The organism is Methylophilus sp. QUAN (assembly GCF_015354445.1).
GTDB lineage: Bacteria > Pseudomonadota > Gammaproteobacteria > Burkholderiales > Methylophilaceae > Methylophilus.
In genome coordinates this window covers 1,091,880-1,104,306 of record NZ_JADKYT010000001.1, presented here as the reverse complement: position 1 = coordinate 1,104,306, position 12,427 = coordinate 1,091,880, and the positions used below count along the sequence as shown (strand labels likewise).

General features: G+C 51.1%; 13 protein-coding genes. 7 read left to right on the top strand and 6 right to left on the bottom strand.

Annotation, left to right across the window (positions count from 1 at the left end; all coding sequences use genetic code 11):
- The first annotated feature begins 76 nt into the window (after positions 1-76).
- From INP79_RS05440 to fdxA, 7 genes are all read left to right on the top strand, one after another.
- Positions 77-847 carry a sulfite exporter TauE/SafE family protein gene (locus tag INP79_RS05440; RefSeq protein ID WP_194753238.1) on the top strand — a complete coding sequence of 257 codons (771 nt, stop codon included), beginning with the start codon at positions 77-79 and terminating at the stop codon, positions 845-847.
- 41 nt (positions 848-888) lie between these two features.
- Positions 889-2,553 carry a nitrite/sulfite reductase gene (locus INP79_RS05435; protein WP_194753237.1) on the top strand — a complete coding sequence of 555 codons (1,665 nt, stop codon included), beginning with the start codon at positions 889-891 and terminating at the stop codon, positions 2,551-2,553.
- On the top strand, positions 2,553-3,170 hold the full coding sequence (locus INP79_RS05430; protein WP_194753236.1) for a DUF934 domain-containing protein: 618 nt from the start codon (positions 2,553-2,555) through the stop codon (positions 3,168-3,170). The genes INP79_RS05435 and INP79_RS05430 overlap by 1 nt, the downstream gene beginning before the upstream one ends.
- Positions 3,167-3,925 carry a phosphoadenylyl-sulfate reductase gene (locus INP79_RS05425; protein WP_194753235.1) on the top strand — a complete coding sequence of 253 codons (759 nt, stop codon included), beginning with the start codon at positions 3,167-3,169 and terminating at the stop codon, positions 3,923-3,925. The genes INP79_RS05430 and INP79_RS05425 overlap by 4 nt, the downstream gene beginning before the upstream one ends.
- Before the next feature lie 22 nt (positions 3,926-3,947).
- The gene (gene cysD, locus INP79_RS05420; RefSeq protein WP_194753234.1) at positions 3,948-4,877 is read left to right on the top strand and encodes a sulfate adenylyltransferase subunit CysD; all 930 of its coding nucleotides are present in this window, start codon (positions 3,948-3,950) and stop codon (positions 4,875-4,877) included.
- 1 nt (position 4,878) lies between these two features.
- Positions 4,879-6,153 carry a sulfate adenylyltransferase subunit CysN gene (gene cysN, locus INP79_RS05415; protein WP_194753233.1) on the top strand — a complete coding sequence of 425 codons (1,275 nt, stop codon included), beginning with the start codon at positions 4,879-4,881 and terminating at the stop codon, positions 6,151-6,153.
- 101 nt (positions 6,154-6,254) lie between these two features.
- On the top strand, positions 6,255-6,578 hold the full coding sequence (gene fdxA / locus INP79_RS05410) for a ferredoxin FdxA (protein WP_019881888.1): 324 nt from the start codon (positions 6,255-6,257) through the stop codon (positions 6,576-6,578).
- An 84-nt stretch (positions 6,579-6,662) separates the two neighbouring features.
- Here fdxA and INP79_RS05405 read toward each other — a convergent pair whose 3' ends face one another.
- From INP79_RS05405 to fabZ, 6 genes are all read right to left on the bottom strand, one after another.
- Positions 6,663-8,771, bottom strand: a complete 2,109-nt coding sequence (locus INP79_RS05405) for a hypothetical protein (RefSeq protein WP_194753232.1) — start codon at positions 8,769-8,771, stop codon at positions 6,663-6,665.
- 126 nt (positions 8,772-8,897) lie between these two features.
- Positions 8,898-9,128 carry a DNA-binding response regulator gene (locus tag INP79_RS05400; RefSeq protein WP_228519724.1) on the bottom strand — a complete coding sequence of 77 codons (231 nt, stop codon included), beginning with the start codon at positions 9,126-9,128 and terminating at the stop codon, positions 8,898-8,900.
- A gap of 253 nt (positions 9,129-9,381) precedes the next feature.
- Positions 9,382-9,963 (bottom strand): ribonuclease HII, encoded by a 582-nt coding sequence (rnhB, locus tag INP79_RS05395; protein ID WP_194753231.1) that lies wholly within the window; start codon positions 9,961-9,963, stop codon positions 9,382-9,384.
- Entirely contained in the window at positions 9,963-11,126 is a 1,164-nt protein-coding gene (lpxB, locus tag INP79_RS05390) for a lipid-A-disaccharide synthase (RefSeq protein ID WP_194753230.1), read from the bottom strand. Before lpxB ends, rnhB begins: the two co-directional genes overlap by 1 nt.
- Before the next feature lie 12 nt (positions 11,127-11,138).
- Complete coding sequence (gene lpxA / locus INP79_RS05385) at positions 11,139-11,918, bottom strand: acyl-ACP--UDP-N-acetylglucosamine O-acyltransferase (protein ID WP_194740903.1); 780 nt, start codon at positions 11,916-11,918, stop codon at positions 11,139-11,141.
- 42 nt (positions 11,919-11,960) lie between these two features.
- A complete protein-coding gene (fabZ, locus tag INP79_RS05380; protein WP_194740902.1) occupies positions 11,961-12,425 on the bottom strand; it encodes a 3-hydroxyacyl-ACP dehydratase FabZ in 465 nt (154 codons plus the stop codon).
- Between the last annotated feature and the right edge of the window lie 2 nt (positions 12,426-12,427).

The following is a 12,427-nucleotide window of genomic DNA, read 5'->3' as shown; positions in this document are numbered from 1 at the left end:
ATAGAACAATTGATTATTAAATCAATCATTAAAAGACTGATATTATCCCGCGGTTATATTTCTCAAGATACTCCTCATGGAATTCGGATACATACTCGCAGGATTTGTGGTTGGCTTTTTGGTAGGGTTAACAGGCGTAGGCGGCGGCTCCTTAATGACGCCCATCCTCTTATTACTCTACAACATTAAACCGGCAGTCGCCGTAGGCACAGATTTACTGTACGCCTCGGTGACTAAATCTGTAGGCATTTTTGCACACGGCAAACTGGGCAACATTGACTGGACCATCGTCAAGCGCCTGGCCGCAGGTAGTGTGCCCGCCTCCATGCTCACACTGTGGGCACTGCACAGTATGGATCTGCAATCAAGCAACGTGGTCTCTACCATCAAATTCTGGCTAGGGATTGCGCTGATTGTGACGTCCGTCGCCGTGCTATTGCGCAACAAACTGATGTCTCTGGTCGCAAAAGAGGAGTGGATTCCAGCACGCTATGTGCCCGGCGCAACCGTGGTACTAGGTATCGTGCTAGGTGCCCTGGTTACACTGACTTCAGTGGGTGCAGGTGCCCTGGGCGTGACGGCGCTGATTCTGCTCTACCCCAAGGAAAAAATCACCACCATCGTCGGGAGTGATATTGCTCACGCCGTCCCCCTCACACTGGTGGCTGGTTTGGGACATGCCTCTTTGGGCACCATAGACTATCAATTATTGGGGACCTTACTGATAGGCTCCATTCCAGGCATCTATCTTGGCAGCCACATGAGTTCACGCGTGGCCGAACACTGGGTACGCATTGCACTGGCTATGATATTGATTTTTGTAGGCTTTAAGCTAGTTTTCCATTAAAATATTGCCTCTTCGCTTTTTGCGAACAAAGTGACTCAAGCATGTACAAATACGACCCTATAGACCAACAGATTGTCAATGAACGTGTCGCCCAATACCGCGACCAAACCCGCCGCTACCTCGCAGGCGAGTTAACTGATGAGGAATACCGCCCGCTGCGTTTGCAAAACGGCCTGTATATTCAACGCCATGCGCCCATGTTGCGTATCGCCGTGCCTTATGGCCTGATATCCAGCAAACAATTGCGCAAACTCGGCGACATTGCAAAAAAATATGACCGTGGCTACGGTCACTTCAGCACCCGCCAGAACCTGCAATTGAACTGGCCCAAACTGGAAGACACCCCAGAGATTCTGGCTGAACTGGCAACGGTTGAAATGCACGCCATTCAAACCTCAGGCAACTGCATTCGTAACATTACGACTGACCAGTTTGCCGGTATTGCACCAGACGAAATCATAGACCCACGCGCGATTGCAGAAATCATGCGCCAGTGGAGCACCTTCCACCCTGAGTTCGCCCTGCTGCCACGTAAATTCAAAATCGCCGTATCAGGCACCGAAAAAGACCGTGCGATTGTGCAAGCACACGATATCGGTCTCGAGTTTTACAAAGACGTACAAGGCCAGATGGCGATTAAAGTCTGGGTCGGTGGTGGTCTGGGCCGTACGCCTATTCTGGGTACCGTGATTCGCGAACACCTCGAGTGGCAACATGTGCTGTCTTACTGCGAAGCCGTGATCCGTGTGTATAACATTCACGGTCGTCGCGACAACGCTTACAAAGCGCGTATCAAGATTCTGGTTAAAGCCCTGGGCATTGAAGAGTTCAAACGCCAAGTGGAAGAAGAATGGGCGCATTTGAAAGATGGCCCATTGACTATCACACAAAATGAACTGGATCGCGTGGCTAAATACTTTGAGCCTATGCCCTACAAAACGCTGCCAGCACATGATGCCGCGTTTGACGCAGCCGTGGCCAGCAACCCGGCATTTGCCGCCTGGGTCAAACGTTGCGTACAACCGCACCGCGTGCCTGGCTACCGTGCCGTGACGCTGTCACTCAAGCCACACGGCAAAGCGCCTGGTGACATCACCAGCGAGCAAATGCATGTGGTAGCAGACCTGGCCGATGCTTACAGTTTTGGCGAATTGCGTTCTTCACATGAGCAAAACCTGATTCTGGCAGACGTACAAGTTTCTGACCTGTTTGCCGTGTGGGAAAAAGCCCGCGAGGCTGGTTTGGCAACACCAAACATCGGCTTGCTGACTGACATTATCTGCTGCCCGGGCGGCGACTTCTGCAGCCTGGCTAACGCCAAGTCCATCCCAATTGCCGAAGCGATTCAAATGCAGTTCGACAACCTGGATTACCTGTATGAGATTGGCGACCTGGAACTCAACATCTCCGGCTGCATGAACGCTTGCGGCCACCACCACGTTGGCCATATCGGCATTTTGGGTGTGGATAAAGATGGTTCCGAATGGTATCAGGTCACCGTTGGTGGTAAACAAGGCAATGACGCCAGTATCGGCGCTGTGATTGGCCCTTCATTCTCGGCAGAAGAAATGCCGGGCGTGGTACAGCGCCTGATCGAAGTCTACGTGCGTGAACGCCAGGACGATGAGCGCTTTATTGATACCGTACGCCGTTTAGGCGTCGCCCCGTTCAAAGCCCACGTTTACGCTGAAAAGGAAACTGCATAATGAGCCAACTGATCCAATTGGCCGCCGATGGCCAAGCCAGCATTGTGGCAGATACATGGACCCGCATCGTGCCGCCAGCGGCTGGCGAAGAGTCTGTACGCAAACAAGCCGGTAAAGTCGTCCTGTTTAAACTCACAGGCGAACAAACTTATACGGCTGAACAAATTGCCAATACAGAGATCCCTGCCACAGGCAAGATTCTGGTCCCGCTGACCATCTGGCAAGCACGTAAAGCTGAGCTGCAATCACGCCTGGCGGCTGGTGAACTGGGTATCATCCTGGCAACCAACGAAACGGCCGAAGCCTTGCAGGCAGAGTTTACTGACCTCAACACACTGCCGCTGATTGCCGTTTTTGTAGAGCGTTTTGCCGATGGCCGTATCTTCACCTTGGGCAACTGGTTGCGCACACGCTTCGGCTTTAAAAACGAATTGCGTGCGATTGGTGACGTATTACGTGACCAATTGTTCTTCCACAAGCGTGCTGGTTTCAATAGCTTTTTAATCCGTGCCGACCGCTCCGCTGAAGACGCACTGGCCAGCCTGAATGATTTCAGCCAGCCTTACCAGGGTGGCGTTGCAGACGTGCCTGTGTGGCGCAGAGTGAACCGCGCATGAGTTTCGGCGTCAGCATGCTCAAACCAGCGGCCAGCAACCCGGCCACGCGGCCAGAACTGACCGATGCTCTGGTTGCCAGCGTACACGCCAAACGTGCGCAAGTGCTGGCATTGCTGCAAGCAGCTGCGGCTGAGTTCCCGGCCATCACTTTCGCCAACAGTTATGGCGCAGAGGACATGGTGCTGACCGACCTCATTGCCAAAGAAAAACTGGCGATCGAGATTTTCTCGCTGGATACTGGCCGCCTGCCTGCGGAAACCTACACGCTGATGGCAGATGTTGAGCAAACCTACGTCATTAAACCACTGGTGTTTTTCCCTAAACACGAGGCAGTGGAAAGTTATGTGCGTACACAAGGCATCAATGCATTCTACGAGAGCATAGACCTGCGTAAAGCCTGCTGCCATATGCGTAAAGTGGAGCCATTGCAGCGCGCGCTGGCTGGCAAGCAAGCCTGGATTACCGGCATGCGTGCCGAGCAAGCCGCGACGCGTAGCCATTTGCCAACCCGCGAATACGATGCAGGCAACCAACTGGAAAAATTCAACCCGCTGAGTGACTGGACAGAGAAAGAAGTCTGGGCCTACATCCGCCTGTTTGAAGTCCCTTACAACGCCCTGCACGACCAGTTCTACCCCAGTATTGGTTGCGCGCCTTGCACAAGATCAGTGGCCATGGGTGAAGATATCCGTGCGGGCCGCTGGTGGTGGGAAAACCCTGACAGCAAAGAGTGCGGCTTGCACGTCAAAAAATAAATTCGTAACGATTGAAATAATCATGTCTACAAAACAACCTTTAAGTCATTTGGACTGGCTGGAAGCTGAAGCCATCCATATTCTGCGTGAAGTGGCAGGCCAATGCGCCAACCCGGTATTGCTGTTTTCGGGCGGCAAAGATTCCCTGTGCATTTTGCGACTGGCAGAAAAAGCATTCCGACCTGGCCGCTTCCCCTTCCCGCTCATGCATATCGATACCGGTCACAACTATCAGGAGGTAATTAACTTCCGTGACCAGCGTGCGGCTGAGCTTGGCGAGCGCCTGATTGTGCGTTCGGTTGAAGACTCCATGAAGCGCGGTACCGTGGTATTGAAAACACCCGATGAACCGCGCAACAAGCACCAGTCGGTGACTTTGCTCGAAGCCATTGAAGAGTTTGGCTTTGATTGCTGCATCGGCGGTGCTCGTCGTGACGAAGAAAAAGCCCGCGCGAAAGAGCGCATCATGAGTTTCCGTGATGAATTTGGCCAGTGGGACCCGAAAAACCAGCGTCCTGAACTCTGGAACCTGTATAACGCCCGTGTACATAAAGGCGAAAACATTCGTGCTTTCCCGATCTCCAATTGGACCGAGATGGACGTATGGCAGTATATCGAACGCGAAAAACTCGAACTGCCTAGCATTTACTTTGCCCACCAGCGTGACATCGTCATGCGTCACGGTGCCATCTTCCCGGTGAATGTGCCTTTGGCCTCCGGCGAGCTGATTAACCAGCCAAAAGCAGGTGAAGAAGTCATCAATATGCAGGTACGTTTCCGTACTGTGGGCGATGTGACGTGCACCGCACCGGTGATTTCCGATGCCGATGACGTGAGCAAGATTGTGGTAGAAACCGCCACCACCACCATTACCGAGCGCGGCGCGACTCGCCTGGACGATCAAACGTCTGATGCCTCCATGGAGCAGCGTAAGAAAGAAGGTTATTTCTAATATGACGACACAACATAACGACTCCTTGCTGCGTTTTATGACCTGCGGCAGCGTGGATGATGGCAAAAGCACGCTGATTGGCCGCTTGCTGTACGACACCAAAACCATTTTGGCCGATACGCTGAACAACATTGAGCGCACCTCGAAAAAACGCGGTATGGAAGCGGTTGACCTGTCATTGCTGACAGATGGCCTGCAAGCCGAGCGTGAGCAAGGCATTACCATTGACGTCGCTTACCGCTACTTCAGCACTGGCACGCGTAAGTACATCATTGCTGATGCCCCTGGCCATGAGCAATACACACGCAACATGGTCACCGCGGCTTCTACCGCGAATCTGGCGATCATTTTGATTGATGCGCGTAAGGGCGTACTGACGCAAACACGCCGCCACAGCTATCTGGCGCACCTGGTGGGCATTCCACATATCGTGGTGGCCGTGAACAAGATGGACCTGGTGAGTTATGACCAAGCCACTTATGAAAAGATCAAAGCTGACTACATTGCCTTTGCGACTGAAATTGGCCTGGCACAGGCACGTGACATCAAGTTTATCCCAATGTCAGCCCTCAATGGAGACATGCTGGTAGACCGTCTGGACAATATGGACTGGTACCAGGGCGAAACCTTGCTGGATATCCTGGAAGCAGCGCCAGCAGCGCACAGCGAACAAGCAGAAGCTTTCCGCTTCCCGGTGCAGTTTGTCTGCCGTCCGCACGACTCTGCCAACCCAGAGCTGCACGACTTCCGTGGCTTTATGGGCCGTGTGGAATCTGGTTCAATCGCTGTCGGCGATGCGGTGACCGTCTTACCCAATGGCTACCAGTCTAAAGTTAAAGCCATTCAATTGGGCAACGATCAACTGCAAACAGCACAAACAGAACAAAGCATTACGCTGTTGCTGGAAGATGAAATTGACACCTCACGTGGCGACATGATCGTCAAAACCAGTGAAGCGCCAGAAGCAGTCAAACAAATTGAGGCACATGTGTGCTGGCTGTCCGAGACACCGCTCTCCCCTGCCCGCACTTACATCGTGCGCCACACCACACGTGAATCCAAAGCCAAAATTGGCAGTATTCAATACAAGGTGGATGTGAATACGCTGGAGCAACAAGCCACAGCCGACCTCAAAATGAATGATATCGCGCGTGTTAGCTTCAAACTGGCGCAACCACTGATGGTCGACAGCTACGACAAGAACCGCGCCACCGGTGCCTTTATTGTCATTGACGAAAGCAGCAACAACACCGTTGGTGCTGGCATGATTGTTTAATTCAGCAGAAGCTGACGAAAGACAAAGCAACGCATCGTCAATTTGTCTAAATTGCAATAAAATATCGTTTTGGCTGACATAGCCTGCAAAGGATTTAAAACATGACTTATGTAGTAACCGAGAATTGTATTCAGTGCAAATATACCGACTGCGTCGATGTATGCCCGGTAGATTGCTTTGTTGAAGGCCCTAACTTCCTGGCAATCAACCCGGATGAGTGTATTGACTGCACGCTGTGCGTGGCTGAATGCCCGGCAGAAGCCATTTTCTCTGAAGATGACGTACCTGCAGACCAGCAGCATTTTATTGAACTCAATGCGCGCCTCTCTACCGTTTGGCCAACCATCACGGCACGTAAAGAGCCGCTGCCAGATGCAGATGCCATGAATGGTAAAGCAGGCAAAACAGCACAGTTGATTGAATAAGCCGTTAGCGCTCAAGCCAAACACGTAAAAGCCGCTCATTGAGCGGCTTTTTGTTTGATGCCTGACCTTAACTTACCATCGAGGCTATCTTAAGCAAAAACCGATAGCCGTGGGTTGAAATTGATGCCCGCCCCCTGTGTAATACGCGGTGCCACTGGCATAGCCAATCAGGGCACGATCCGAACTAGTCAATTGCACAACATATCCACACTTGGTCATGCCTGTGGTTTCTAAGCGCCAGGTGCCAGACTCATTGCTAGCCGTGAGGGTCACAGGTGTTTTGGTTAGCACGCCCCCCGGATTACCAAGAATCGCAATCGAGACGCCCCCCAGAAAATCGTCTGCCGCGCTATAGCTGCCGGTAATGGCATCGCCGACCTTAATATCCGAACAAGGCCCTTGATCCATGGTAATGGCGGCAGTCGGGGCAGTGTTATCCACCCTCACTTTAATCGTATTCGATAAATAAGTGGTCGCCGGATTTAAAGGATCCACGACTTCCATCTGCAGCCAACGGTAAGGACTGGCATCGCCTGCCGTGTGCAAAACACCTAGAATATCCAGGTTTACAAAGGTTTGTAGCGGCGCAACCAAGTCCTCCTGGTACTCGATATAGCCGTCCGCCAGCGGCGCTTGTGTGACGGGTGCCGGAAAGCTCCAGGTACCGCCACTTAGTTGTTCCAACGCCAGCTTAAACGGATTCGTCACGGGATTAAAGTGAATACCATCCGTGCTGTAGTTCAAGCGGTACTTGAGCTTGGCTACCCCACTGCTGGCATCTGGCGCATTGCCAATATGACCACTAATCCAGAGACTGTTGCCAAACGGTGCATCGCTAAACGCCGCGTTTGTCAATGTACCCGCCGCCGGATGAATATCGGCAATACTTTGCCCACAAACGGCCGTAATCATCGGAGCTGGCTTCCAGTTTTGATCAATCATGCCCGGTGTTAACATGATCGTGGTGTTTTCAGTATTGCCCCACACTGGTTTATAGTCAGGGGTATTGGCTGGTGGCGGTGAACTCCAGGAAAGGATAGCGCGCATTTTCGCGTACACCGGCCCCTGCTTGCAGGGCTTCTTATATTTACTTAAATCGACAGGCAAAAACACCGCATAATTAAAGCCGTCCTTGGGCAAGCTATGGATATCATGCACTTGCACCGAGGTGAGGCCCATATCCTGCCAGCCCGCGCCAAAATCAAGGTAGAAACGTACATACTCCTGGCTGCCCTTGGTACACAAGTTTCCCGAATAGCCCTGTGACTTCTTGATTTTTAACACACCCACCAAATGGTCCAGCGTTGCTCTGGGTTGCAGGCCAATACAATTAAGCTCTTCAAAATCGATATTGCCATCGGTATTGGCAATACTCTCTACAACTTTAGACCAGTCAAACTTCAGAGGTCCGAACGATTGCTTGACCTGGGCCTGCAAAGCACTGAGTTGGGCTGGCTGCGCCATCAATGTTTGCACTAAAGGATAAGCCAAACGATGTGGGGCTAACTGCGCCTCGTGATAGCTTTGCTCCAGGGCAACATAATTGACAGGCAACACGGCGGTGGGAATTTTCAGATCCAGATCGATCAATTCACTGACGTCTTTCAAGATTGCGCTATCAATCACATCTTTAAGCAGCAAACTGTGTGCAGGCTGGGCCAGGATATGGGCATTCACCACATTGCCCCACACTGGTGTGTAATGTGGAGTATTGGCAGGCGGCGCGACACCCCATGACAAGATCGCGCGCGCCAGGAGTTGATTGGCTTTTTTGCATGAATAACGCTTGATATCCACTGGCATCTCTACCGAATACTCCAAGCGACCTTCATGCTTCACATCGTGGACATTTAAACTGGCCAGACCCTGATCCACCCAAGTAATCCCATCGTCAAAGGATAAATAAAACCTGACGTACTCTTGCGAACCCGCGGAACACAAGCCACCTGAGTAACCGTTATCCTGGTTGATATATACCACTGCCTTGAGCAGATTAAATTGCGGCTGCAAACCCAGGCAACCCAGATTCTCATAGTGGATATTGCCCTGTATCTTTTGCACCGCTTTTGGCAAGCCAGCGCCCGATAAATGCCCAAAATAATTGGCATTGCCTACAATCAGGGTTTGAAAACGGCTCCGCAATTTGCTAAGTTCAGCGGAAACGACTGGGCGTTTAAATGGTTGATTTTGCATGGCGCGTCATCCTCGGTCAGGTTGTGATTGAATGCGTTTGAAGCACTCAAGTTACCCAACCGCGCACAAGAACACCATACTGCAATTGCATACATTTTCTAAGAAAATAAACGCAATTTATCGCATTTAATGTTGTTTTGACGTCACCTCAAGCCATCCATTTTCTTCCGCGGTTTTCAGTGCAGCATAGCGTGAGTTAACATTCATCAGCGCCATGGCACGCTGAAACTCGGTGCGCACGGTGGCCGGTGATTTGTTTAAATGGATGGCCAACACTTTGGATTCAGTGGTTTTAAATTTCTGACAGGCTTTCATTAAATCAGATAGCGCCGGGGTCAATGGATTGTCGTGCATCATCTGGCTCTCTCAATCAGGTTAAAGCGTATATCCACATCAAAATACAATGCCAATAAATACAATAACACAATATTATTAACTTTAATTAACAATTTAAGTTAATAATAGACAGAGAATGTCCTAGCAACACGCATGGGGATTGTCAGAAAAGCTTTACATACTGGATTTTTTACGAGGAAGCGCCCGCAACAAGCGCATAGGTCAATTGACGCAAAAGCCCGGACAAAGAAGCCCGAGCAAAGAAGCTTAAGAGTTATCCTAAAAGTTTTTTCACCGGACCGTAGCTACGTCTATGTTCCGGCGTGATGCCATATTGCGCCAACCTCGCCAGATGCAGCGCTGTGGGATAGCCTTTATGCTGCGCAAAACCATATTGTGGATACTGCGCATCCAGCACCAGCAAGGAAGCATCCCTGGCGGTTTTAGCGAGGATAGAAGCGGCAGAAATTTCAGCGACCTTACTATCGCCTTTTACAATCGCTTCACAAGGTAATTCAAATTTGGGGCGGCGATTACCGTCAACCTGAATGAGTGTTGCATGCACCCCGAACTGCGCCACCATCGCATGGTAAGCGCGCTGCATGGCCAGCAGGCTGGCTTGCAGGATATTGATCTCATCAATCTCCTGCGCGCTGACGCTAGCAATACCCCAGGCCAGTGCATGCGCCTTAATCTCAATCGCCAACGCATCACGCTTGGCTTCAGACAGTTTTTTTGAGTCCGCCAGGCCAGCAATTGGCCGTTCCGGGTTGAGAATCACCGCCGCCGCGTACACCGCACCGGCCAATGGCCCCCTGCCCGCTTCATCAATGCCACATAGTCGCTGCATCAACATCAAGCCTGTAAGAACTGTTTGACGACAGCCGCAGCTTTCTGCGCGCTGTTTTGTTTAAGTTGTGCATGAATATGGCGGTATTTTTCCTGCAACACGGCGAGACCGGTTTTATCTGCCAGCAAATTGTACAGTGTCTGTGCAACACCTTCTGGCGTCGCTTCTTTTTGCAACAACTCAGGTACAATAAATTCACCAGCCAAAATATTGGGCAGGCCGACATAAGGCTGCAAGCGCATGCGCTTAAGCAACTGCCAGCTCATATTAGACATTTTGTAGGTGATCACCATCGGCTTTTTCAGCAAAGCCGCTTCCAGCGTGGCCGTGCCTGAGGCCACCAACACAGCATCTGCTGCGGTCATCGCATCATGCGCATGGCCAAACATAATTTGCAGATCTATAGCAGTATCCGGCTTTTGCGTGAGCAGCTGATGCCAGGCGCTGGTAAAAATATCGCGTGTTTCGCGCGTCACCAGTGGCACCAGAAACTGCACGCTTTGACCATTCTCGCGCATCAGGCGATCGAAGACGATCGCCGTTTCCAGCAATAAATCCGCGTGGAACGTAACCTCAGACTGGCGGCTGCCGGGCAGCATGGCAATCACCACGTGGTTTTTCTTCAATTTGAGCTTTTCCCTGGCCTGACCAACATCCGGTTCCATAGGCAAAGCATCTGCCAAAGGGTGGCCGATATAAGTTACCGGCACGCCAACTTGCTGATACAGCGCAGGCTCAAACGGGAACAGCGCCAACATGTGTGACACCGCGCGTTTGATTTTATGGATGCGCTTTTGCCGCCAGGCCCAGATTGAAGGGCTCACGTAATGGATGGTCGCAATGCCTTTGGCTTTGAGTTTGCGCTCCAACCAGAAGTTAAAGTCAGGTGCATCAATGCCAATAAAGACATCAGGCCTTTCTTTGAGGATATGTTTATACAGCTGCTTGCGCAGTTTCAATAAACCCCACAAGTGCCGCAGTACCTCAAGGTAACCGCGCACAGACAGGCGTTCTATCGGAAATAAGGACTTAGCCCCCAAACTCATCATTTTGGGGCCCGCGATGCCGAAAATCTCGACCTCAGGCTGTAACGATTTCAGTTCCTGAATGAGATGATAGCCCAGCAAGTCTCCGGAGGCCTCTCCCGCCACCATTGCAATCTTAGCCATAGTCTCTTTGAATTAACGTACAATGCCGCGCGTTGTTTGCGCAAGAAAACGGGTCATCAAGCCAATTTCGGGGCAGGATTTTTCCATGTCAGCCAAGGCCGTTTTAGCCTCTTCCAAGGACAAACCCTGGCGGTACAACACCTTATAAGCGCGCTTGATCTGTTGGATAGTCTCGGCACTAAACCCACGGCGTTTGAGGCCTTCTGAATTAATGCCATGCGGCGCTGCATCATAACCAGCCGCGGTAACATAAGGCGGAATGTCTTTGAATACGACAGACCCCACGGCAGTAATAATATGTTCGCCGATCTGGCAGAACTGGTGAATTAGCGTAAAGCCGCCCAGAATCGCGTGATCGTAAATAGTCACATGCCCGGCCAGCGACGAGTTGTTGGCCATAATGGTGTGGTTACCAACGATGCAATCATGCGCGATATGCACATAAGCCATGATCCAGTTATGGTTGCCGATTTTGGTGGTGCCTTTATCCTGCACGGTGCCCCGGTTAAAGGTACAGAACTCACGGATTGTATTGTGGTCACCGATTTCCAGCAGCGTTGGCTCATCTTTGAATTTCTTGTCTTGCGGCTTGGCGCCCAGGGAAGAAAACTGGAAGATTTCGTTATGCTTGCCTATGGTGGTTGGCCCTTCAATCACCACATGTCCGGCAATCTTGGTGCCTGCATCAATGCGGACACCCGCACCAATGGTGGTATAGGGCCCTACTTCCACCGAGCTATCCAGCTCAGCTTTAGGGTCAATGAGTGCGGTAGGATGAATCAGGCTTTGCATGTTTACTTGTACAGCCAGCCTTTAAGGCAGGCGCATCTATGGTTATTTTTCAATGGCTTTGAGGATACACATCATATTGGCTTCTGCCACCACTTCGTCGCCCACTTTGGCCACGGCAATGTATTTCCAGATCCCCTTGAGGATACGGTCAATCTTAACGTGTAGAATAATCTGGTCACCAGGTGATACCGGCTTTTTAAAGCGTACGTTATCAATGCCGGCAAAGTAATACACCGAGTCATTGGTCGGCTTGGTGCCCATGGTTTTAAAAGACAGCAAAGCTGCTGCTTGCGCCATGGCTTCAACAATCAGTACGCCAGGCATCACTGGATGGTATGGGAAGTGACCAGGGAAATAAGGCTCATTGACCGAGACGTTTTTCACGGCAGTAATCTCTTTACCCAACTCCATGGACAATACACGGTCAACCAGCACAAATGGATAGCGGTGCGGCAAGTGTTCCAAAATCTCATGAATATCCATGCTATTCATTGTGTTTTCAGCCATAA

What these genes read in the sequence shown, in the direction of transcription:
- INP79_RS05440 (WP_194753238.1), top strand. Translation starts at nt 77, where the DNA reads ATGGAATTCGGATACATACTCGCAGGATTTGTGGTTGGCTTTTTGGTA.
- INP79_RS05435 (WP_194753237.1), top strand. Translation starts at nt 889, where the DNA reads ATGTACAAATACGACCCTATAGACCAACAGATTGTCAATGAACGTGTC.
- INP79_RS05430 (WP_194753236.1), top strand. Translation starts at nt 2,553, where the DNA reads ATGAGCCAACTGATCCAATTGGCCGCCGATGGCCAAGCCAGCATTGTG.
- INP79_RS05425 (WP_194753235.1), top strand. Translation starts at nt 3,167, where the DNA reads ATGAGTTTCGGCGTCAGCATGCTCAAACCAGCGGCCAGCAACCCGGCC.
- cysD (WP_194753234.1), top strand. Translation starts at nt 3,948, where the DNA reads ATGTCTACAAAACAACCTTTAAGTCATTTGGACTGGCTGGAAGCTGAA.
- cysN (WP_194753233.1), top strand. Translation starts at nt 4,879, where the DNA reads ATGACGACACAACATAACGACTCCTTGCTGCGTTTTATGACCTGCGGC.
- fdxA (WP_019881888.1), top strand. Translation starts at nt 6,255, where the DNA reads ATGACTTATGTAGTAACCGAGAATTGTATTCAGTGCAAATATACCGAC.
- INP79_RS05405 (WP_194753232.1), bottom strand. Translation starts at nt 8,771, where the DNA reads ATGCAAAATCAACCATTTAAACGCCCAGTCGTTTCCGCTGAACTTAGC.
- INP79_RS05400 (WP_228519724.1), bottom strand. Translation starts at nt 9,128, where the DNA reads ATGATGCACGACAATCCATTGACCCCGGCGCTATCTGATTTAATGAAA.
- rnhB (WP_194753231.1), bottom strand. Translation starts at nt 9,963, where the DNA reads ATGTTGATGCAGCGACTATGTGGCATTGATGAAGCGGGCAGGGGGCCA.
- lpxB (WP_194753230.1), bottom strand. Translation starts at nt 11,126, where the DNA reads ATGGCTAAGATTGCAATGGTGGCGGGAGAGGCCTCCGGAGACTTGCTG.
- lpxA (WP_194740903.1), bottom strand. Translation starts at nt 11,918, where the DNA reads ATGCAAAGCCTGATTCATCCTACCGCACTCATTGACCCTAAAGCTGAG.
- fabZ (WP_194740902.1), bottom strand. Translation starts at nt 12,425, where the DNA reads ATGGCTGAAAACACAATGAATAGCATGGATATTCATGAGATTTTGGAA.